This window comes from Microbacterium pasadenense (assembly GCF_047246565.1).
Lineage (GTDB): Bacteria > Actinomycetota > Actinomycetes > Actinomycetales > Microbacteriaceae > Microbacterium.
This window is the reverse complement of record NZ_JBFOKN010000002.1, coordinates 888,011-906,219: the sequence shown is the minus strand read 5'-3', so window position 1 is coordinate 906,219 and position 18,209 is coordinate 888,011. Positions and strand designations below refer to the sequence as shown.

Sequence of the window (18,209 nt, the reverse complement as noted above, 5' to 3'; positions counted from 1 at the left end):
CGCGTGACGCGTGCTCGGCCACCGCGGATGCGTGCGTGAGAGGGTGGATCCATGAGGATCGAGCAGCCCGACAGCGGCGGACCACGTCGCCCGTCGGGTCCGCGAGATCCTGGTGATGCGTGGGTGGTCGCGGACTCCGGTGAACGCTACTGGGGACGCTTCGGCGCCGCGGGCCTCCTCGCGCACGATCCCGCCCGGGGGGTGCTCCTGCAGCACCGGGTGTCGTGGAGCCATTTCGGTGGCACGTGGGGCATCCCCGGCGGCGCGCGCCACGAGGGCGAATCGGCGACGGATGCCGCGATGCGCGAGTCGCTGGAGGAGGCGGGCGTTCCCGGAGATGCACTCGCTCCGCTGCTGACGAGCGTCCTGGATCTGGGCGTCTGGTCCTACACGACTCTGGTGGCGCATGTGACGAGGCCGTTCGAGCCGGTGATCGCCGATCCCGAGAGCTATGCGCTCCGGTGGGTTCCCGTCGGCGAACTCGACAGCCTGCCGTTGCATCCGGGCTTCGCGTCCTCCTGGCCCGCTCTGCGCGCGCTGCTGAACGAACGACCCACGATCCTGGTCGATGCGGCGAACGTCGTGGGGTCCGTGCCGGACGGCTGGTGGCGGGATCGCGCCGACGCCGCCGAGCGACTGCTGACAGATCTCGAGGCGGTCGCTCGCGCGGGGTTCGATGCGCGCTCGCTCGGTCTGCCCGGCGCCGTGTGGTTCCCGCACGTCGTGGCCGTCCTCGAGGGAGATGCTCGTGACGCCCGGGCGGTCGGTCCGACCGTCGAGCTGATCCGGGCGGCGGGGTCCGGTGAAGAGACGCTCGTCGCCGAGGCGGCCGCGCGCATCGCGAGGGGCGAGCGCGTCACGCTGGTGACGAGCGACCGTGGTCTGGCCGAGCGCGCCACCGCCGCCGGCGCATCGGTGCGGCCGGTGTCGTGGCTGCGCGACGCGTTCCGGCCGTGACCTCCTCGCGCCCCCGTCGTGTCACGGCCGTGGTCGTCGCCGTCGTCGCCGTCGCGACCGGCCTCGCCGTGCACCTGGTGGCGGCAGACGGCGCGGCATCCGACGTCGCTGGAGACGCCCTGTACGTCATCGCGGTCTGGGGCGGAATCGTCGCCCTCGCCCCGCGGTGGCCGTCCGCCGCGGTGGGCGGTGTCGTCCTGGCGTGGTGCGTCGGCGTCGAGCTGTTCCAGCTGACCGGCCTGCCGGTGCAGTGGGCACAGGCGTGGCCTCCGGTCATGCTTGCGCTCGGCACCGTCTTCGACCTCCGAGACCTGGTCGTCTATGCGATCACGGCTGCGGTGATCACGGCGACGGATGCGGCGCTGCGGGGGATCCGGGGTGGCCCGCGAGCAGTGTCGCGCTGACGAGCGTCAGCGGTCGTCGCGACCGCGGAGCCGCTCGATGTCGCGTCGCTCGCGCTTGGTCGGGCGCCCGGCGCCGCGGTCGCGGACGGCGAGTTTCGCCACCGGTTCACGGACCGGAGTGCGGTCTTCGGCGGCGAGTGCCGCCTGAGGTGCACCGACGCGTTTCGTGAGGAGCTGGCGGACGGCGAGGATGCGGTCGAACCCCGCGATCCGCACCCGCAGCTCGTCGCCCACCCGCACCTGCTGCGCCGCTTTCGCCTTCTCGCCGTTCACGCGGACATGGCCCGCACGGCACGCCGTGGTCGCGGCTGACCGGGTCTTGTAGACCCGCACCGCCCACAGCCACGAGTCGACACGAACGGCGTCCGCCATGGTCGGCCTCCCGGTGTCATGCGTGCAACACGGCCCGGCTCCGGGCCCCGACCATCGTAGAACGCCGTCAGCCCCGTTCGATCCGGCGCCGCACGAGGTCGTGCATCGCCGTGTCGAAGGCGACGATGCGCACGTCCGTCACTGCGGTGTCGGCGGCGGCGATGGTGGCGACCGCGGCATCCACGGCATCCTCATGCGGCCAGCCGTAGATGCCCGCGCTGATCAACGGGAAGGCGACGGTACGCGCGCCCAGCTCGTCGGCGACGGCCAGGGCGCGGCGATAACACGACTCCAGAAGCGCCCGGTCACGCTCACCGGCGCGGAAGTTCGGGCCGACGACGTGGATGACCCAGCGGGCCGGCAGGAGACCCGCCGTCGTCCAGCCGGCGTCGCCGGTCGCCAGGCCGGTCGGGAAGCGGGCGATGCAGTCCTCGAGGATGGTGCGGCCGCCGGCGCGGTGGATCGCGCCGTCGACGCCGCCGCCGCCGCGCATCGCCCGGTTCGCCGCGTTCACGATCGCGTCGACATGCTGCTCGGTGATGTCGCCGCGGACGGCGGTGATCGTCGGCGTCACAGCGTCAGCGAGACGATGGGGCGGGCGGCGGCCGGTCTGGCGACCTCGGTGAACCCGGCCGCGAGGAAGCTCGACAGGGTGCCGTGGAAGAGCTCGTTCGACGTGAAGCGCTTGACGTCGGAGTCCAGCGGATATCCCTCGACGATCCGCGCTCCGGAGGTCCGGGCATGATCGACGGCCGCATCGAGAAGAGCGCTCGCGACGCCCTGGCTGCGGTGCTCGCGACGGACCACGAAACAGGTGATCGCCCACACGGTCGGATCGTCCATCGGCTCGGGCGATTTCTGGATGTTCCGGGTCCGGGCGAGGCGGGGCTGGTCGGGGCGTGGCGACACCTTGACCCAGCCCGCGGCGTCGCCGTCGACGTAGGCGATCAGCGCCGACGGGACGGATGCTGCCAGGTCCTCACGGAGGCGATCACGCCGCTGCTCGCGCGAGAGGGCGTCGAACTCCTTCGGCGCGAGCATCCACCACTGGCACCAGCAGCTCGCCCCATCGCCGCCGCCGGTCATGGTGCGCTCCGCATCCGGGAACCGGTCGGCGGTGGCCGGTTCGATCGTGAGGTGAGTCATGCCGGGAAGGTTAGTGGGCGGCGGGGACACGCGGAAGGCAGGGCCGGTTCGCAGCACCCCGAGAGAGCGGGTAGGATAGGGGAGTTGTCCGAGAGGACGATGTCCGGGATGTGGCGCAGCTTGGTAGCGCACTTGACTGGGGGTCAAGGGGTCGCAGGTTCAAATCCTGTCATCCCGACGGAATGAGAAAAGGCCCGCCTAATGGCGGGCCTTTTCTCATTCCCGCGAGCGATTGTCCAGGCGGGGCCCGCGGGTGGAGCCTCCGCGTCCCTTCTGCATTCGTGAAGCACGATGACGGCGCTGCCGGTGCTGATCGTGTTCGTGTTCGCGCTGCACCGCTGACGAGCTCAGGCGCGCCATCGCTGACGGCCGCATCTCCGAAATGGCTCTCGGGGCGATCAGTCAGATCCCGATGGACAGACTCCGATTCTTCCTGGCTGGGTCTGACGCAGGGACGCGCGGCGTCGCGACGAGTCCGCAGCCGCTCTCCGGGGACGAGGCGACTCGCCTTTCCATGCTCGCCTCGCAGATCTTCCAGGGGTTGGAGGTCGGCGACGATGAGCGTCTCCCAGCGATGCTCGAGGGGCTGACGACGCAATTCCATCTCACTCTCGAGAACTTCTCGCTACGGCCGCGCGCGCGGACTGGCGACCCTAGGGAATGAGGCGTTCGGCACGGTAGCGGTCGAACAGATCGACGAAGGCCCGCTCCGTACGCCGGTAGGCGAGGAAGCCGGCATCCCGGCTCTTGCCCATGTCGGTGACGACCTCCATGTCGCGGCCGAGGTCCGCGTCGGTGTGCCACCACGAGGCGATGCGGCTCAGGTCGGACTCGACGAGCCCATGCTTGCGGGCGATGTGGGGCCAAGCCTGCTCGTGAGCCGCCATCTGCTGCTCGAGGGGTCGCGGTGCGTCCTCGTACCCCTTGACGCGATCCGGGTCGACGCCGAGGTGTTCGGCCAGACGCGGCCACATCCAGCGCCAACGGAAGACGTCTCCGTTGACGATGTTGAACGCCTCATTGGCGCCAGCCGGATCCGTCGCGGCCCACACCATCTGCTCGGCGAGAACACCGGCGTCCGTCATGTCGGTCAATCCGTTCCACTGCGTGTCGCTGCCGGGGAAGACGAAGTCGAGGTCGAGCTCCTTCGCGATCGTCGCCTGTGCGGCGATCGTCAGCCCCATGTTCATCGCGTTGCCGACGGCGTACCCGATGATGGTGTGCGAACGGTGCACCGACCAGGTGAAGCCCTGCGCCGCTGCCGCGGCGAACAGCTCGTCCTCCTGCGCGTAGTAGAAGTTCGGGGTGTCGAGCCGCTCCTCCTCCTCGTGGAACGGGGTGTCGGGCATCTCACCCGCGGCGTACGCCTCGAACGGACCGAGGTAGTGCTTCAGCCCGGTCACCAGAGCGACGTGCTCGAGGGGCGCGTGCGCGAGCGCTGCGAGAAGATCGCGCACCATCGCGCCGTTGACCGCGATGTTCTCCGCCTCGGTGGCCTGCCGCTGCCAGGCCGTGAAGAACACGTGGGTGGGATGCTCGTCGGCGAGGGCGGCCGTGAGGCTGCTCGGGTCACGCAGATCGGCCGCGATGCCTCGCACCGCTCCGTCGGTCAACGCGCGTCGCGAGAGAGCGAGCACCTCCCAGCCGTCTTCCACCAGCTGGTCGACGAGCGCCGATCCGGTGATGCCCGAGGCGCCGACGACGAGAGCGCGGCGGATCGGAGAGTCGGGGGCCTGCGTCGAAGTAGTCATCCTGAGGTCAACAGCTCACGCCCAGCGGCATTCCTCAGGTCGCCGAGGTGGTGAGGCGCCGCCCGAGGTACGGCGCCGTCCGGTTCTTGTGCCAGCGTCATGCGTCGTCGCCCAGCTGGCACACCGCCATTCATACGGTGGCATCCACCGTGCCCGCATCGCCTTCAACTTCGACACAGCCCTCATCGGCACCTCACTCTCCGCGGGGCGCCGATGCCCGGAGGGTGGTCGGTGCGCCGAGATCGGGCGCCCACCATATTGGCGGTCGGCGTCCAAGACCAGCCCTTTGTCCCAATTTTTCCGGGATGGCTTCATTGAGCGCATGACATCCCGCACGGCCCTGACGACGATACTCAGCGCAGCGGCGTGGCTGTGTCTCGTGGCGGGGCTCTCTGCCGGCGTGCTGGGCGAAGGCGGCTCTCCTGCGGGAGTCGTGTTCTGCGTGGCATCCGCTCTGCTGTGGATGCCGGGGCTTCGCACCGCCGCGCTGTGGATGCGATCCGCGGCCCGGCCGGTGCCCGCGCCGGCATCTCTGACCGGCCCACGGCGGGCCGACGCCGACCTCCGCATCGCGCTGCTCTACTGCGTGACCGACGATGTCGATCTACGCGCGATCGCCGCCAGCATGCGTCAGGACCGTCCCGTCGACACCGTCATCCTCGATGATTCGGGCGACTCCGCGACGCAGCGCAGGATCGACCTCTTCGCTGCACGAAGCGGATGCCGGGTGATCCGCCGCAGCGACCGTGCCGGCTACAAGGCCGGGAACCTCAACCATGCTCTGTCGGTCCTTCGCGGTCAGTTCGATGCGTACGTCATCTGCGACAGCGATGTCGTCCTGCCGACCGAGTTCGCACGCGTCGCTGCCGGTGCACTCGCAGACCCCGCGGTCGCTGTCGCACAGGGAGCGCCGGATGCCCGCGGCGGGCGCACATGGTTCGCGCGCTACTTCGGCCCGCTGTTGACGACGCATGTCGCGATGACGCGACGGGGCCGTGAGGCGCACGGCGTCGTGGCGTTCCTCGGCAGGGGAGCGATGGTGCGAGCGACGGCACTCGATGCGGTGGGGGGATTCCCCACGGCCGTCGCCGAGGACCTCTCGCTCACGGCCGCGCTGCGACGCCACGGGTGGCGGCTCGTCAACGTCGATCTGTCGTTCCGCGAGGACTACCCGGTCGACTACCGCTCCTTCCGGACGCAGACCCGCAAGACGGCGGAAGGGGCCGTCGAGTTCCTGCGGCGCCCCGGTCACCTGCGCGGGCTCCCGCTCCGAGAGCGGATCGACCTCCTCCTCGACGTCTCGATGGTGCCGGTGACCGCGCTGGCGGGCGTGACCGCCCTGATGTCCGGCTCTGTTCTGGCCGCGAACGGCGAACCGCCGCCCGTGTGGGCGCTGGCGGTGAGCGCCCTGAGCGCTCTGGCGCCGCTGCTGCCCGAAGCCGTGGCGCGCGGACGCACCGAGCGGATCCCGGCGGCGCTCATGTTCGTCGGGCTCGGCGGAGCGCTCTACGCCTCGTCCATGTTCGTCATGCTCGGGGCCGTCCTGCGCACCGTCGGGGGCGGCCGGGCGGTCTTCTGGACGACGCCGAAGACAGCCCGCAGGCTCGGCCTCCGGCAGGTGCTCGTCCAGCTCGGACCGGAACTGATCCTCGCGCCGCCGCTGATGGTGGCGACGATGCTCGTGTCCGGCATGCCGCTGTCCGCTGTCGGGCTGCTGTGGCCGCTGGTGGCGTCGCTCGCCTTCCTGTACCCGGCGATGCGGGCAGTCGCGGTCCTGCCGGTGGATCGTCCGCGGCGGGAGCGCCGCCTGGCGCCCCTGCGACGGACGGAGAACAGTCTCGCGACGACGAGGTCCTGACGCCGCCGGGTCCCGCCCCCCGGACGGCTTCGCGGTCCGCTCATGTCGGCGGATCGTCCTAGGCTCGTCCGGTGGGCATCGGAGAGATGGTGGCGCCGCGGCGGCTGGGACGCGACTTCCGGTGGCTGCTGGCCTCGTCGTGGACCAGCAATGTCGGCGACGGCATCGCGCTCGCCGCCTCACCGCTGCTGATCGCCTCGATGACGGATTCGCCCGTGCTCGTGGCATCCGGAGCCGTCATGCAGTTCCTGCCCTGGCTCCTGTTCGGGCTCCACGCCGGTGCCATCGCGGACCGGGTCGACCGGCGGGTGCTGATCATGCTCGCCAACAGCACGCGTGCCCTGGTCCTCGTGGGGCTCTGCGTCTTCCTCGTGACCGGCGCCGCGAGCATCTGGATCGTGCTCGCGGTGGCATTCGTCTACGGCTGCGCGGAGGTCTTCGTCGACACGACCAGCAGCACCCTGCTCCCCATGATGGTCCGCAAGGCCGATCTCGGCGTCGGGAATGCCCGGCTGCAGGCCGGCTTCCTCGTCGCGAACCAGTTCGGCGGCCCGCCGCTGGGAGCGTTCCTCTTCGCCCTGGGGTCGTTCTGGCCGTTCGCGGTCCAGGCGATCTGCGTCGCGCTCGCCGTGGTGCTGATCTCACGAATCGCCACCAGTCGCGTCGTCCCGGCGCACGAGGATCGCCGTCGCACGGCGGTGCACACCGACATCGCCGAGGGAGTGCGCTGGCTGTGGGGGAACCCGCCGGTGCGGACGCTCGTCATCATCATCCTGACCTTCAACATCACCTGGGCGGCGCCGTGGGGCGTGCTCGTGCTCTATGCGACCGAGCACCTGCAGATGGGACCCGTCGGATACGGGGCGCTCACCACCGCCTCCGCGGTCGGCGGCCTGCTCGCGACCGTGAGCTTCGGCTGGCTCGAGCGACGCTTCTCCTTCACCGCGCTCATGCGCGTCTGCCTCAGCGCGGAGGTGCTCATGCACCTCGCGTTCGCGCTCACGACCTCCGGCGGCGTCGCCCTGGTGATCATGTTCGCCTTCGGGGCGTACGCGTTCGTGTGGGGGACCATCTCCACCACCGTGCGTCAGCGGCTCGTCCCGCACGGACTGCAGGGACGGATCGCCTCCGTCAACATGGTCGGCGTCTTCGGCGGTCTGGTCATCGGTCAGGCGCTCGGCGGCGTCATCGCACAGGTCTGGGGTCTGACGGCGCCGTGGTGGTTCGCGTTCGTCGGCGCCGCCCTCACCCTGCTGCTGGTGTGGCGCCCGATCTCGCACATCGCCGCCGCGCGCCCGGCCGCGGATGAGGACGCCGCCGCCGAGGGCTGATGGCGCGAGCTCGCCGTGCGGTCCGTTTCTCCCCGTGGTGCATCCGCGGATGCCGTTCGCCCGGAATACCTGTTAGGCGCCCGTCGGCACTCGTCGAGCGTGACTCTTCTCATCGAAGGAGCTGGAAGATGAACAGGAAAATCGGAATCGCCATGGCCACTCTCGTCGCGGGCGCGCTCGTCCTGAGCGCGTCGCCGGCGTCAGCCCACGGCGGAGCGAAGCCGGCCGGCACGATCGTCGACGTCGCGGTGGCGGCATCCGGCGGAGGAACGCCCGACAGGAACGGCTCCGACTACGACCTGCTCGTGCAGGCCGTCCTCGCCACCGGCCTGGACGGCGCGCTCTCGGACACCGGCACGAAGTACACCGTCTTCGCACCGAACGACCGGGCGTTCCTGCGGCTCGTCACCGACCTCACCGGCACGCGACCCGCTTCCGAGGCGGCCGCCCTCGACACCATCACAACCGCCTTCACGACGGAGCAGATCGCCGACATCCTGCTGTACCACGTGGTCGCGGGCAAGAAGCTCGGTCCGATCCAGGTCCTGCTGTCGAAGAAGCTCACGATGGCCAACGACGGCATCGTCAAGCCGCGCGGCTTCACCCTGCGCGATGAGACCCCGTCGCTGAAGGATCCGCGCCTCGTCCTGTGGGACATCAACATCCCCGCATCGAACGGAGTCATCCACACCATCGACCGCGTGCTCGTACCGGCAGCCTGACCGCGACGCGGAGAAGCCGGGACCGCCCGATGCGGTCCCGGCTTCTCCGCGCCCGGCCGGACGCAGACAGCCGCAACCCCTGGCCCGCCCGCGGAACCCGGTCGCCACGGCCAACTGCCAGGCGCCTCCTGCGAGACTGGATGGGCGTCGCGGCTCTCGCGGCGTGTGCAAGGAAGGGGGCATCCGTGCCCACCTGGTTCGAACATCTCATCCACGCCGTCACAGGCCGCATCAGCGCCCACGATGGACTGCCCGATCTCCGCGAGCTCCCGTCCGAGCGGGTCCCCGTCGAGCGGACCCCGTACCTCGTGAACGACCGGGAACGCCGCTCCCAGGACGACCGTCTCTACGTCCTGCGGCGCGAGCCGCGGTCGCGGCGCCACGATGCCGAGGTGGCCGTCTACTCGAACGGTCGCGGTGTCGGCTACCTCTCCCGCACCGCAGCGCAGTCCCTGGCGGCCACTCTCGACGGCCTCGGCGGCGCGGCCATCGTCAACGGTGCCGGCTCGAAGCAGGGCAGCATCCGGCTCTGGGTGGACGTCCCTACATCCGACGCGCTCGCCGGCGCCCTCCCCGCGGCGTGAGCCGCACGGCCATCGAGGTCACAGGTCTGCGACGCGGATGAGGACCTTCCCGACCGTCGCGTCCTCCACGGCGTCATGCGCTGCAGCCGTCTCGTCGAGCGAGAACCAGGTCAAGGGGAGTCCGGCGTCGTCGCCGACGGGCAACGCGCCGTCCTCGAGGGCCCGGGTGATGTCCTCGGCGGCCGCCGCGTGCGCCGCCTCGCCGACCGTGTAGAGCAGAACGCCCTGCACGCGGACGTTCTTGGCGAAAGTCGGGCGGATCGGCATCGCGAACTCCTCGCCACCGTCGTCCGCGTAGAACGCGATCACGGCGTGGTTCGCGGCGACCTGCGCGTCGACCGCGGCGTTCACGGCGAGGGACACCTCGACGATCTGGTCGATGCCCTCCGGCGCCACGTCGCGGATCTTCGCGGCGAGGTCGCCGGTCGTGTAGTCGAGCACGTGGTGGGCACCGGCTGCGCGAGCCAGGGTCGCCTTGGCGTCGGAGCTGACTGTCGCGATGACGGTGGCGCCTGCCCACCGGGCGAGCTGGATCGCGGCATGGCCGACGGCGCCCGCGCCGCCCGCCACGAGCACCGTGCGTCCGCTCAGGGCACCGGGCACCAGTCGGGCAGGACCGTGCTCGTGCACCGTCAGCGCCCGGTGAGCCGTCACGGCGGGCACACCGAGGCTCGCGGCGACCTCGAAGCCGATGCCGTCGGGAAGCCGGACGGCACGGGATGCGGGAACCACCGTGTACTCCTGCGCGGTGCCGGTGGGACGCTGATGCTGGGCGAGGTGCACCCAGACCCGGTCTCCGACGCTGAGCCCGGACACTTCCTCGCCGACCGCGTCGACGACGCCCGCGCCGTCCTGGTTCGGCACGACCTCGGCGAAGTTGCCGCGCTGCGAGCCGTTTGCGCGCGCCTTCCAGTCCGTCGGGTTGACGCCGGAGACGGCGATGCGCACGCGCACCTCGCCCGGGCCGGGATCGGCCGCTTCGCGGTCGACGAGGGACAGGACGTTCGACGCGCCGGGGGCGCTGTACACGATGGCCTTCATGCGGGACCCAACCGTACGGCGCGGCGGGACATTCCCCGGCGCGACGCTTTCGGATGTCGACGAACGGATGCCGCGCCGCGTACCGCCGTCGTGCGCCTGGCATCCCGTGGCGCCGAAGGCAAGACCCGTCGCCCATCTCGCCCGTCCCGATAGCCTGAAGCCATGCAGCATCGTTCTCTCGGCCGCACCGGCCGCACCGTCTCGGCCATCGGACTCGGCACGTGGCAGCTCGGCTCGGACTGGGGTGACGTCTCCGAAGACGACGCGACCGCGGTGCTCGCCGCATCCGCGGAGGCGGGCGTGACGCTCTTCGACACCGCGGATGTCTACGGCGACGGTCGCAGCGAGACGATCATCGGCCGCTTCCTCGCCTCGCACCCGGACTCTGGCATCACCGTCGCGACGAAGATGGGCCGGCGCGTCCCGCAGGAACCCGAGAACTACACTCCGACGAACTTCCGCGCCTGGACCGACAGGTCGCGCCGGAACCTCGGCGTCGACACCCTCGACCTCGTGCAGCTCCACTGCCCGCCGTCCGAGGTGATCGAGTCCGAGGCCACCTACGATGCGCTCGACGACCTCGTCGAGGCGGGCGCGATCGCGGCATACGGGGTATCGGTCGAAACGGTCGAGCAGGCCCTCGCCGCACTGCGGCATCCGAACGTGACCAACCTGCAGATCATCTTCAACCCGTTCCGGCTGAAGCCGCTCGACGAGGTCCTCCCCGCCGCCGCGGCGGCGGAGGTGGCGGTCTTCGCCCGCGTTCCGCTGGCGTCGGGTCTGCTCAGCGGCAAGTACACGCGGGACACCGAGTTCGCCTCGGACGATCACCGGTCCTTCAACCGCAACGGCGAGGCGTTCGACAAGGGTGAGACCTTCTCGGGCGTCGACTTCGAGACCGGCCTCCGCGCGGCGGACGAGCTGACGGCGGCGCTGCCGTCCGGCGCGACCCTTCCCGCCGCGTCACTCGCGTGGGCGGCGTCCCAGCCGGGTGTCACCAGCGTCATCCCCGGCGCGCGCAACGTGCGCCAGGCGCAGGCCAACGCGGCTGCGGCCGCTCTCCTCGAAGACGCCGATCTCCGCGCCTTCGGCGCGGCCGTGCAGAGCGTGTACGACCGCCTGCTGCGCGCCGACATCCACCCGCAGTGGTGAGCGAGACGGCCGCGCCGCGGCCGGGAGATGAGCCGACGATGACGGACGACGCCCCCACCAAGCCGCTGCTCGCCCGCATCGTAGCCTGGACGCTGTCGCTGCGCATCGTGCGCGCATACCTCCGCTACGGCGAGCATCGCGGTGCGATGCTCGCCGACAGCGTGACGTATCGCACGCTGTTCAGCGTCTTCGCGGGCGTGCTGCTCGGGTTCTCCGTCGCCGCACTGTGGCTCGCCGGGAACCCCCAGGCGTGGGACGCGCTGATCGACGCGGTCGACAACGTGATCCCCGGTCTCGTCGGCACCGGCGGGCTGATCGACCCCGACGACCTCGCCGAGCCGCTGGCGCTGTCGTTCGCCGGTGCGCTCTCGCTCCTCGGTCTCGTCGGTGCGGCCATCGGAGCCATCGGCTCCCTGCGGACCGCCCTTCGCACGATCGCCGACAAAGTGCACGACGACACGTTCTTCCTGCTCGTGATGCTGCGGAACCTCGGGCTCGCCATCGCGATCGGGGCGGGCCTGATCGCCGCCGCGGCGGCCACAATCGTGGGCACGGCGGGGGTCGGGATCATCGCCGACCTCCTCCGCGTCTCCGAGGATGCGCCCGTCACGCGGATCCTCAGCGGCGGCGTCGCCGTGGTCGTGACGTTCTTGCTCGACACCGCCGCCGTGGCGTTCCTCTTCCTGACGCTGTCAGGCGTGAAGGCGCCCGCGCGCGTCCTGTGGACCGGCGCGGTCCTCGGCGGCATCGGGCTGACGGTGCTGCAGCAGCTGTCGAGCCTGTTCGTCGGCGGCGCTTCGTCGAACCCGCTGCTCGCGTCCTTCGCCTCACTGATCGCACTGCTGCTGTGGATCAACCTGTCGTCGCAGGTCATCCTCATCGCGTCGTCCTACATCGTCACCGGGACGCTCGAGCACGAGGACCGGGTGCGCACGAAGCACGGCGCGACGACGATGATCGAGCGTCGGGTGCAGACCGCCGAGGACCAGGTCCGTGCCGCGACCGTCGAGCTGCGGGCCGCTCGGGACGCGCTCGCCGAGGAGCGCAGCGACGGCTGAGCGGATGTCCGACCGGTCACGGCCTCGGAAAACATCGTGGCTCCGGGCGGAACTATCGGCGGCCGGTGTGTACGGTCGAAGACGTGACAACCCCCATCATCCCTTCGCGTCCCCAGGTCAGCCACCCGCTCGCACGAGGTCCGGTGAGCCCGCCGCCGGCGACCGTCGACGGCTTCGTGGCGCAGTTCCTGCAGAACCTGACCAACGGTCGTGGCGTCTCGCTCCCGGCCTCCACCGCGAACGACCGCTACTTCGCGCTCGCCGCCACGGTCCGGGACTACCTCATGGGCCGCTGGCTGGATGATGTCCGGAAGTACCGGTCGTCTCAGGCGAAGGGTGTCGCCTACCTGTCCGCGGAGTACCTCCTCGGCCGTCAGCTCGACAACAATCTCCTCGCGACCGGCCTGACCGACATCGCGGGGGAGGCCCTCTCGGCATGCGGGATCGACATCGAGGAGATCCGGGCGCTCGAGGTCGAGCCCGGCCTCGGCAACGGGGGACTGGGACGTCTCGCAGCCTGCTTCATCGACTCGCTCGCGACGATGGGCGTGCCCAACATCGGCTACGGCATCCGGTACGAGTTCGGGATCTTCCGGCAGACCTTCGTCGACGGTCAGCAGGTCGAGCAGGCCGATTCGTGGCTGTCGCTCGGCTCGCCGTGGGAGTTCCCGCACCCGGAGGCCGCCCAGACGATCTCGTTCGGCGGTCACACCGAGACCTACGACGACGGCGGGGTGACCCGCACCCGCTGGGTGCCGTCCTGGAACGTGCAGGCCGTGCCCCACAACTACATGGTGCCCGGCTACCACAACGGCCGCGTCAACACCCTTCGGCTGTGGAGCGCACAGGCCACGAGCGGGTTCGACCTGCGGGTGTTCAACGAGGGGGACTACCAGGAGGCGGTGCGGGCGCAGACCTACGCCGAGAACATCTCGAAGGTCCTCTACCCCGAGGACTCCACCCCGCAGGGCAAGGAGCTGCGTCTGCAGCAGCAGTACTTCTTCGTCGCGGCATCCATCGGCGACTTCCTCAACCTGATCCTGCCGCGGGACCAGGACCTCACGAAGCTGTCCGAGCGTGTCATCTTCCAGCTCAACGACACCCACCCGGTGATCGGCGTCCCCGAGCTGATGCGCGTCCTCGTCGACGAGCGCAAGCTCGAGTGGGATGCCGCCTGGCAGATCACGCAGCAGTGCTTCGCGTACACGTGCCACACGCTGCTCCCCGAGGCCCTCGAGGTGTGGTCCGGCGATCTGCTCGGGCGGCTGCTGCCGCGCCACCTGGAGATCATCTACCGGATCAACGACGAGTTCCTCGCCGACGTGCGTGACCGGTACGGGGACGACCCGGATCGCATCCGCCGGATGTCGATCATCTCGCCCGACGGTGCGGTCCGGATGGCGTACCTCGCCACGGTGGCGGGCGCGAAGGTCAACGGGGTCGCGGAGTTGCACTCGCAGCTGCTGCGGGAGAAGGTGCTCCCCGACTTCGACGAGTTCTATCCGGAGAAGTTCACCAACGTCACCAACGGCGTCACGCCTCGACGCTTCGTGCGCCTGGCGAACCCGCGGCTGTCGCATCTGATCACCGACACCATCGGACCCGGCTGGCTGACCGATCTCGATCGGCTGCGCGAACTCGAGCCCTACGCGGACGACCCCGAATTCCGCTCCGCGTTCACGGCTGTGAAGGCCGCGAACAAGCGGGTCCTCGCGCGGACACTGCAGGCGAGGGACGGGCTCACCGTCGACGACAGCCATCTGCTGGACGTCATGGTCAAGCGCCTCCACGAGTACAAGCGGCAGACGCTCAAGCTCCTGCACATCGTCACCCAGTACGACGCCATCGCGTCGGGGCGCGTGGCCGCGGCCGACGTGACGCCGCGCACCTTCGTGTTCGGGGCGAAGGCTGCGCCCGGCTACGCGATGGCGAAGCGCATCATCCACCTCATCAACGCGGTGGGCGAGGTCGTCAACAACGATCCCCGGGTCGAAGGGCGCCTCGCGGTGCTCTTCCCGCCGAACTACAACGTGACCCTCGCCGAGCGGGTCGTTCCCGCCGCCGACCTCTCCGAGCAGATCTCGCTCGCCGGCAAGGAGGCCTCGGGGACCGGCAACATGAAGTTCGCGCTCAACGGCGCCCTGACGATCGGGACCGACGACGGCGCCAACGTCGAGATCCGCGAGCTCGTCGGCGACGAGAACTTCTTCCTCTTCGGCATGACGGAGCCGGACGTCGCGGCGCTGTCCGATCGGGGCTACCACCCCATCGACTTCGTCCGCGCCGACGAGAACCTCGCACGAGCGCTCGGCCTCATCTCGTCCGGTGCGTTCTCGGGGGGCGACGGATCGGTGTTCGAACCCGTCGTGTCGAACCTGCTCCACCACGATCCGTTCATGGCCCTCGCGGACTACACCTCCTACATCGCCGCGCAGGAGAAAGTCGACGCGCTCTACGCGGACCGCGACGCGTGGACACGCGCTGCGATCCTGAACGTGGCGCGGTGCGGCTTCTTCTCCTCGGACCGGTCGATGCGCGACTACATCGACCGCATCTGGCACGCGACGCCGATCAGCTGAGGTCAGCGGGCGTAGCGTTCCACGAACGCGCGCAGGATCGCCCCCGTCTCGGTGACGGGCGCGCGGTGCACGGCGGCGACGGTCGTGTCGTACTCGTGGGCCTCGAAGTAGCCGTAGCCGCGGTACGCGTCGACGCGCACGAGGATGCCGTCCAGGTCGAGCTCGGGATGGAACTGCGTGGCATAGACGTTCCGGCCGACGCGGAACATCTGCACGGGGCAGCCGGGGGAGGATGCCAGGAGGGTCGCCGACGGCGGCAGCTGGGAGATCGCCTCTTTGTGCCCGACGAAGGCGCGGAAGGTGGCCGGCAAGCCCGCGAGCAGGGGATCCGCGGCGCCCTGGTCGGTCAGGGTGACGTCCACGACGCTGATCGGCTCCCCGTAGGTGCGATCGATGCGGGCGCCCTGGTGCGCGCCGACCGTGCCGATGCCGTAGCAGGCGCCGAGGAACGGGACGTCCCGCGCGACGACCTCATCCAGCAGCGTCGCGAACTCCGCTTCGACCCGCCGCTGGACCTCCGACTTGCGTTCGGCGGGGTCCGAGGCGTTGAACGGGCCGCCGCCGACGAAGATCCCCGAGATCGCATCGAGATCCAGGTCGGGCATCCGCTCCTGCTCGAGCCGGACCCGCCGCACGTCGGCCTCGGCCAGCCCGGAGTGCCGCAGGAAGAGCGCGTACTCCTCGTCCGCGGGGACGTCCTCGGCGCGGGTGGCGAGGAGGACGAAGGGCTTGCTCATCCCGCCAGGCTACGCGGAGCGGAGTACCACCGGCGACCGCCGGGGGCAACCCGGTGAGGCCGGGGCGGGCTCTCGTTAGAGTCGATGGCGGAGGTATTTCTCATGTCTATTGCACGACTTCACGGCGGCCCCCTCGACGGCCAGACCCTTCCCCTCGACGACGCGACGGACGACCGGCTGATCCTGCCGTACAGCGACACCCAGATCGTCTACGAGCGCGCCGGTGCCGACGAGAACACCGGAGACGCGGACGGGGCGACGACCACGGACTTCCGCTTCGTCGAGACCGAGGGAGACATCGACCCGTCCGCCGACGAGCGCGACGACCGCGTGAACCTTGACGACTGAGCCGGAGCACTCGCTCGAGATCGAGCGGAAATACGACGTAGACGAGGACACGCCGCTGCCCGACTGGGCCGCTCTTCCCGGCATCGCGTCGGTCGACGCGCCGGAGGTCCGCGAGCTCGACGCCCGGTATCTCGACACGTCCGACGGCGCGCTCGGTCGCGCACGCGTGGCGCTCCGCCGACGCGTGGGCGGACCGGACGAAGGCTGGCACATCAAGCGGGTGACGCCCGCCGGCAAGGCCGAGTCCCGGTGGCCCCTCGACGAGGCGGATGCCGGGACCGAGCCCGTGCCGCCGGCCGAGATCGTCGCCGCCCTCGCCGAGGTCGCGGCCCCTCCGTTCACGGTGCTCGCGCGCATCCGCAACTCACGGACCGCGTACGCGCTGCGGGACGGCGGCGGCGGCCTCGTCGCGGAGTTCGTCGACGACCGGGTCACGGCGACGGACGAGCGTGCCGGACGCGAATCGTCCTGGCGGGAGTGGGAACTCGAGCTGGGCCCGGCCGCGCCCGCCGATGAGCGGAGCCGCGACGACCTGTTCGCGCGGGCGGACGATCTGGTCCGCGCCGCAGGAGGACGCGTCGCGGCATCCGGCTCGAAGCTCGGCCGCGCGCTCGGACTCTGACGGCCGCGCCCCGCGATCGCGCGATCAACGCACTGACGCCGCCCCCGGCTTCGATGGGGCGGCGTCAGTCCTGTCGATCAGGCTCCTCGATAGGTGTCCGTATCGACAAGCCCGGTCGGGTCAGAGGTTGATCATGTGCCCGGCGAGGCCGTGGAACGCCTCCTGCAGGCCCTCGGACAGCGTCGGGTGCGTGTGCACGTTGCGGGCGGCCTCGAGAGCCGTGAGGTCCCACTTCTGCGCGAGCGTCAGCTCGGGGAGGAGCTCGGAGACGTCCGGCCCGATGAGGTGGCCGCCGAGCAGCTCGAGGTGCTCGCCGTCGGCGATGAGCTTGACGAATCCGACCGGCTCGCCGAGCCCGTTCGCCTTGCCGTTCGCCGAGAACGGGAACTTCGCGACCTTCACGTCGTAGCCCGCGTCCCGCGCCTGCTGCTCCGTCAGACCGAACGAGGCGACCTGCGGCGAGCAGAAGGTGGCGCGCGGCATGTTGCGGTAGTCGCCGAGCGTCTGCGTCTCGGCCTTGCCGATGGTCTCGGCGGCGACGACGGCCTGGGCCTCGGCCACGTGGGCGAGCTGCAGCTTGGCGGTGACGTCGCCGATGGCATAGACGCCCTCGACGTTCGTCCGCATGTGGTCGTCGATGTCGATCGCACCGCGATCGGTGAGCTTCACGCCGGTCTTCTCGAGACCGAAGCCCTCGACGCGGGGAGCGAAGCCGATCGACATGAGGACCTTGTCGGCCTCGATCTGGCCCTTGGCGCCGTCGGAGTTCGCGGAGTACGACACGGTGACCTTGTCGCCCGAGTCGACGACGGACTCCACCTTGGTCGAGGTGAGGATGTCGATGCCGTACTTCTTGTACTGCCGCTGGATCTCCTTGGAGACCTCGACGTCCTCGTTCGGGAGGGCGCGGTCGAGGAACTCGATGATGGTCACCTTGACGCCGTAGTTCGAGAGCACGAAGGCGAACTCCATGCCGATCGCCCCCGCGCCGACGATGACGATCGAGTCGGGGAGGTCACGGGTGAGGATCTGCTCCTCGTAGGTGACGACGTTCTCGCTGAGAGTCACGCCGGGCAGCAGGCGCACCGTCGAGCCGGTGGAGATGATGACGTTGTCGGCGGTGACGGTCTCGGTCGAACCGTCGGTCTTCGTCACCTCGATGGTCTTGGCGTCGAGGAACGAGCCGCGGCCCTGGTACTCGGTGACCTTGTTCTTCTTCATCAGGAAGTGGATGCCCTTGACGTGCGTCTCCGCCACCTTGCGGCTGCGGTCCCACGCGGTCCCGAAGTCGAAGCTCACGTCACCGCTGATGCCGAAGAGGTCGGCCTTGTGGGTGAAAGTGTGGGCGAGGTCCGCGTTCTTGAGCAGCGCCTTGGAAGGGATGCAGCCGACGTTCAGGCAGACACCGCCCCAGTACTTCTCTTCGATGATGGCGGTGGACAGTCCGAGCTGTGCCGAGCGGACGGCCGCGACATAGCCGCCGGGGCCGGCACCGAGGATGACGACGTCGTAGTGAGGCATGCTTCCAGCCTAGTCCGCCGCGCGAG

Annotated in this window: 18 protein-coding genes and 1 tRNA gene; 12 read left to right on the top strand and 7 right to left on the bottom strand. The window is 70.1% G+C overall.

Features of this window, described 5'->3' with window-relative positions; genetic code table 11:
* Positions 1 to 51: 51 nt before the first annotated feature.
* Together AB3M83_RS10530 and AB3M83_RS10525 are read left to right on the top strand one after the other, a co-directional pair.
* Complete coding sequence (locus AB3M83_RS10530; protein ID WP_412947794.1) at positions 52 to 957, top strand: NUDIX domain-containing protein; 906 nt, start codon at positions 52 to 54, stop codon at positions 955 to 957.
* Positions 954 to 1,361, top strand: a complete 408-nt coding sequence (locus AB3M83_RS10525) for a ribosomal maturation YjgA family protein (RefSeq protein ID WP_412947792.1) — start codon at positions 954 to 956, stop codon at positions 1,359 to 1,361. The genes AB3M83_RS10530 and AB3M83_RS10525 overlap by 4 nt, the downstream gene beginning before the upstream one ends.
* A gap of 6 nt (positions 1,362 to 1,367) precedes the next feature.
* On the opposite strand, the gene AB3M83_RS10520 is transcribed toward AB3M83_RS10525, so the two are convergent.
* The 3 genes from AB3M83_RS10520 to AB3M83_RS10510 form a co-directional block, all read right to left on the bottom strand.
* The gene (locus AB3M83_RS10520; protein WP_412947790.1) at positions 1,368 to 1,733 is read right to left on the bottom strand and encodes an RNA-binding S4 domain-containing protein; all 366 of its coding nucleotides are present in this window, start codon (positions 1,731 to 1,733) and stop codon (positions 1,368 to 1,370) included.
* Positions 1,734 to 1,800: 67 nt separating this feature from the next.
* Positions 1,801 to 2,307, bottom strand: coding sequence for an O-acetyl-ADP-ribose deacetylase (locus tag AB3M83_RS10515; RefSeq protein ID WP_412947789.1), 507 nt, complete (start codon positions 2,305 to 2,307; stop codon positions 1,801 to 1,803).
* The gene (locus tag AB3M83_RS10510; protein WP_412947787.1) at positions 2,304 to 2,879 is read right to left on the bottom strand and encodes a GNAT family N-acetyltransferase; all 576 of its coding nucleotides are present in this window, start codon (positions 2,877 to 2,879) and stop codon (positions 2,304 to 2,306) included. The genes AB3M83_RS10515 and AB3M83_RS10510 overlap by 4 nt, the downstream gene beginning before the upstream one ends.
* Positions 2,880 to 2,983: 104 nt before the next feature.
* On the opposite strand from AB3M83_RS10510, the gene AB3M83_RS10505 reads away from it, so the two are divergent.
* A tRNA-Pro gene (locus tag AB3M83_RS10505) sits at positions 2,984 to 3,057 on the top strand.
* A 475-nt stretch (positions 3,058 to 3,532) separates the two neighbouring features.
* Here AB3M83_RS10505 and AB3M83_RS10495 read toward each other — a convergent pair.
* On the bottom strand, positions 3,533 to 4,630 hold the full coding sequence (locus tag AB3M83_RS10495) for an SDR family oxidoreductase (RefSeq protein WP_412947786.1): 1,098 nt from the start codon (positions 4,628 to 4,630) through the stop codon (positions 3,533 to 3,535).
* A 322-nt stretch (positions 4,631 to 4,952) separates the two neighbouring features.
* Between AB3M83_RS10495 and AB3M83_RS10490 the strand changes: the two genes are divergently transcribed.
* The 4 genes from AB3M83_RS10490 to AB3M83_RS10475 all read left to right on the top strand — a co-directional run bounded on the left by AB3M83_RS10490 (position 4,953) and on the right by AB3M83_RS10475 (position 9,125).
* The gene (locus AB3M83_RS10490) at positions 4,953 to 6,488 is read left to right on the top strand and encodes a glycosyltransferase family 2 protein (protein ID WP_412947784.1); all 1,536 of its coding nucleotides are present in this window, start codon (positions 4,953 to 4,955) and stop codon (positions 6,486 to 6,488) included.
* 86 nt (positions 6,489 to 6,574) lie between these two features.
* Complete coding sequence (locus tag AB3M83_RS10485; protein ID WP_412947880.1) at positions 6,575 to 7,819, top strand: MFS transporter; 1,245 nt, start codon at positions 6,575 to 6,577, stop codon at positions 7,817 to 7,819.
* A 128-nt stretch (positions 7,820 to 7,947) separates the two neighbouring features.
* Entirely contained in the window at positions 7,948 to 8,541 is a 594-nt protein-coding gene (locus tag AB3M83_RS10480; protein ID WP_412947783.1) for a fasciclin domain-containing protein, read from the top strand.
* Positions 8,542 to 8,726: 185 nt separating this feature from the next.
* Complete coding sequence (locus AB3M83_RS10475; RefSeq protein WP_412947782.1) at positions 8,727 to 9,125, top strand: hypothetical protein; 399 nt, start codon at positions 8,727 to 8,729, stop codon at positions 9,123 to 9,125.
* A gap of 18 nt (positions 9,126 to 9,143) precedes the next feature.
* On the opposite strand, the gene AB3M83_RS10470 is transcribed toward AB3M83_RS10475, so the two are convergent.
* The gene (locus AB3M83_RS10470; protein WP_412947780.1) at positions 9,144 to 10,166 is read right to left on the bottom strand and encodes an NADPH:quinone reductase; all 1,023 of its coding nucleotides are present in this window, start codon (positions 10,164 to 10,166) and stop codon (positions 9,144 to 9,146) included.
* 162 nt (positions 10,167 to 10,328) lie between these two features.
* Here AB3M83_RS10470 and AB3M83_RS10465 point away from each other — a divergent pair, with 162 nt between their 5' ends.
* From AB3M83_RS10465 to AB3M83_RS10455, 3 genes are all read left to right on the top strand, one after another.
* On the top strand, positions 10,329 to 11,318 hold the full coding sequence (locus AB3M83_RS10465; protein ID WP_412947778.1) for an aldo/keto reductase: 990 nt from the start codon (positions 10,329 to 10,331) through the stop codon (positions 11,316 to 11,318).
* A gap of 38 nt (positions 11,319 to 11,356) precedes the next feature.
* Entirely contained in the window at positions 11,357 to 12,376 is a 1,020-nt protein-coding gene (locus AB3M83_RS10460) for a YihY/virulence factor BrkB family protein (RefSeq protein ID WP_412947777.1), read from the top strand.
* Between the two features lie 83 nt (positions 12,377 to 12,459).
* On the top strand, positions 12,460 to 14,955 hold the full coding sequence (locus AB3M83_RS10455; RefSeq protein ID WP_412947775.1) for a glycogen/starch/alpha-glucan phosphorylase: 2,496 nt from the start codon (positions 12,460 to 12,462) through the stop codon (positions 14,953 to 14,955).
* Between the two features lie 2 nt (positions 14,956 to 14,957).
* Here the strand turns inward: AB3M83_RS10455 and AB3M83_RS10450 are convergent, their stop codons facing one another.
* Positions 14,958 to 15,692, bottom strand: coding sequence for a glutamine amidotransferase (locus AB3M83_RS10450; RefSeq protein ID WP_412947773.1), 735 nt, complete (start codon positions 15,690 to 15,692; stop codon positions 14,958 to 14,960).
* A 102-nt stretch (positions 15,693 to 15,794) separates the two neighbouring features.
* On the opposite strand from AB3M83_RS10450, the gene AB3M83_RS10445 reads away from it, so the two are divergent.
* Together AB3M83_RS10445 and AB3M83_RS10440 are read left to right on the top strand one after the other, a co-directional pair.
* Positions 15,795 to 16,040, top strand: coding sequence for a response regulator (locus AB3M83_RS10445; RefSeq protein ID WP_412947772.1), 246 nt, complete (start codon positions 15,795 to 15,797; stop codon positions 16,038 to 16,040).
* Entirely contained in the window at positions 16,030 to 16,662 is a 633-nt protein-coding gene (locus tag AB3M83_RS10440; RefSeq protein WP_412947771.1) for a CYTH domain-containing protein, read from the top strand. Before AB3M83_RS10445 ends, AB3M83_RS10440 begins: the two co-directional genes overlap by 11 nt.
* A gap of 120 nt (positions 16,663 to 16,782) precedes the next feature.
* Here AB3M83_RS10440 and lpdA read toward each other — a convergent pair whose 3' ends face one another.
* Positions 16,783 to 18,183: a dihydrolipoyl dehydrogenase gene (lpdA, locus tag AB3M83_RS10435; protein WP_412947770.1), complete on the bottom strand. Its 1,401-nt coding sequence runs from the start codon at positions 18,181 to 18,183 to the stop codon at positions 16,783 to 16,785.
* Between the last annotated feature and the right edge of the window lie 26 nt (positions 18,184 to 18,209).

Bases quoted from the DNA above. Each gene is read 5' to 3' on its own strand.
- AB3M83_RS10530 (WP_412947794.1), top strand. From the start codon at position 52: ATGAGGATCGAGCAGCCCGACAGCGGCGGACCACGTCGCCCGTCGGGT.
- AB3M83_RS10520 (WP_412947790.1), bottom strand. From the start codon at position 1,733: ATGGCGGACGCCGTTCGTGTCGACTCGTGGCTGTGGGCGGTGCGGGTC.
- AB3M83_RS10510 (WP_412947787.1), bottom strand. From the start codon at position 2,879: ATGACTCACCTCACGATCGAACCGGCCACCGCCGACCGGTTCCCGGAT.
- AB3M83_RS10495 (WP_412947786.1), bottom strand. From the start codon at position 4,630: ATGACTACTTCGACGCAGGCCCCCGACTCTCCGATCCGCCGCGCTCTC.
- AB3M83_RS10490 (WP_412947784.1), top strand. From the start codon at position 4,953: ATGACATCCCGCACGGCCCTGACGACGATACTCAGCGCAGCGGCGTGG.
- AB3M83_RS10485 (WP_412947880.1), top strand. From the start codon at position 6,575: ATGGTGGCGCCGCGGCGGCTGGGACGCGACTTCCGGTGGCTGCTGGCC.
- AB3M83_RS10480 (WP_412947783.1), top strand. From the start codon at position 7,948: ATGAACAGGAAAATCGGAATCGCCATGGCCACTCTCGTCGCGGGCGCG.
- AB3M83_RS10470 (WP_412947780.1), bottom strand. From the start codon at position 10,166: ATGAAGGCCATCGTGTACAGCGCCCCCGGCGCGTCGAACGTCCTGTCC.
- AB3M83_RS10465 (WP_412947778.1), top strand. From the start codon at position 10,329: ATGCAGCATCGTTCTCTCGGCCGCACCGGCCGCACCGTCTCGGCCATC.
- AB3M83_RS10460 (WP_412947777.1), top strand. From the start codon at position 11,357: ATGACGGACGACGCCCCCACCAAGCCGCTGCTCGCCCGCATCGTAGCC.
- AB3M83_RS10450 (WP_412947773.1), bottom strand. From the start codon at position 15,692: ATGAGCAAGCCCTTCGTCCTCCTCGCCACCCGCGCCGAGGACGTCCCC.
- AB3M83_RS10445 (WP_412947772.1), top strand. From the start codon at position 15,795: ATGTCTATTGCACGACTTCACGGCGGCCCCCTCGACGGCCAGACCCTT.
- lpdA (WP_412947770.1), bottom strand. From the start codon at position 18,183: ATGCCTCACTACGACGTCGTCATCCTCGGTGCCGGCCCCGGCGGCTAT.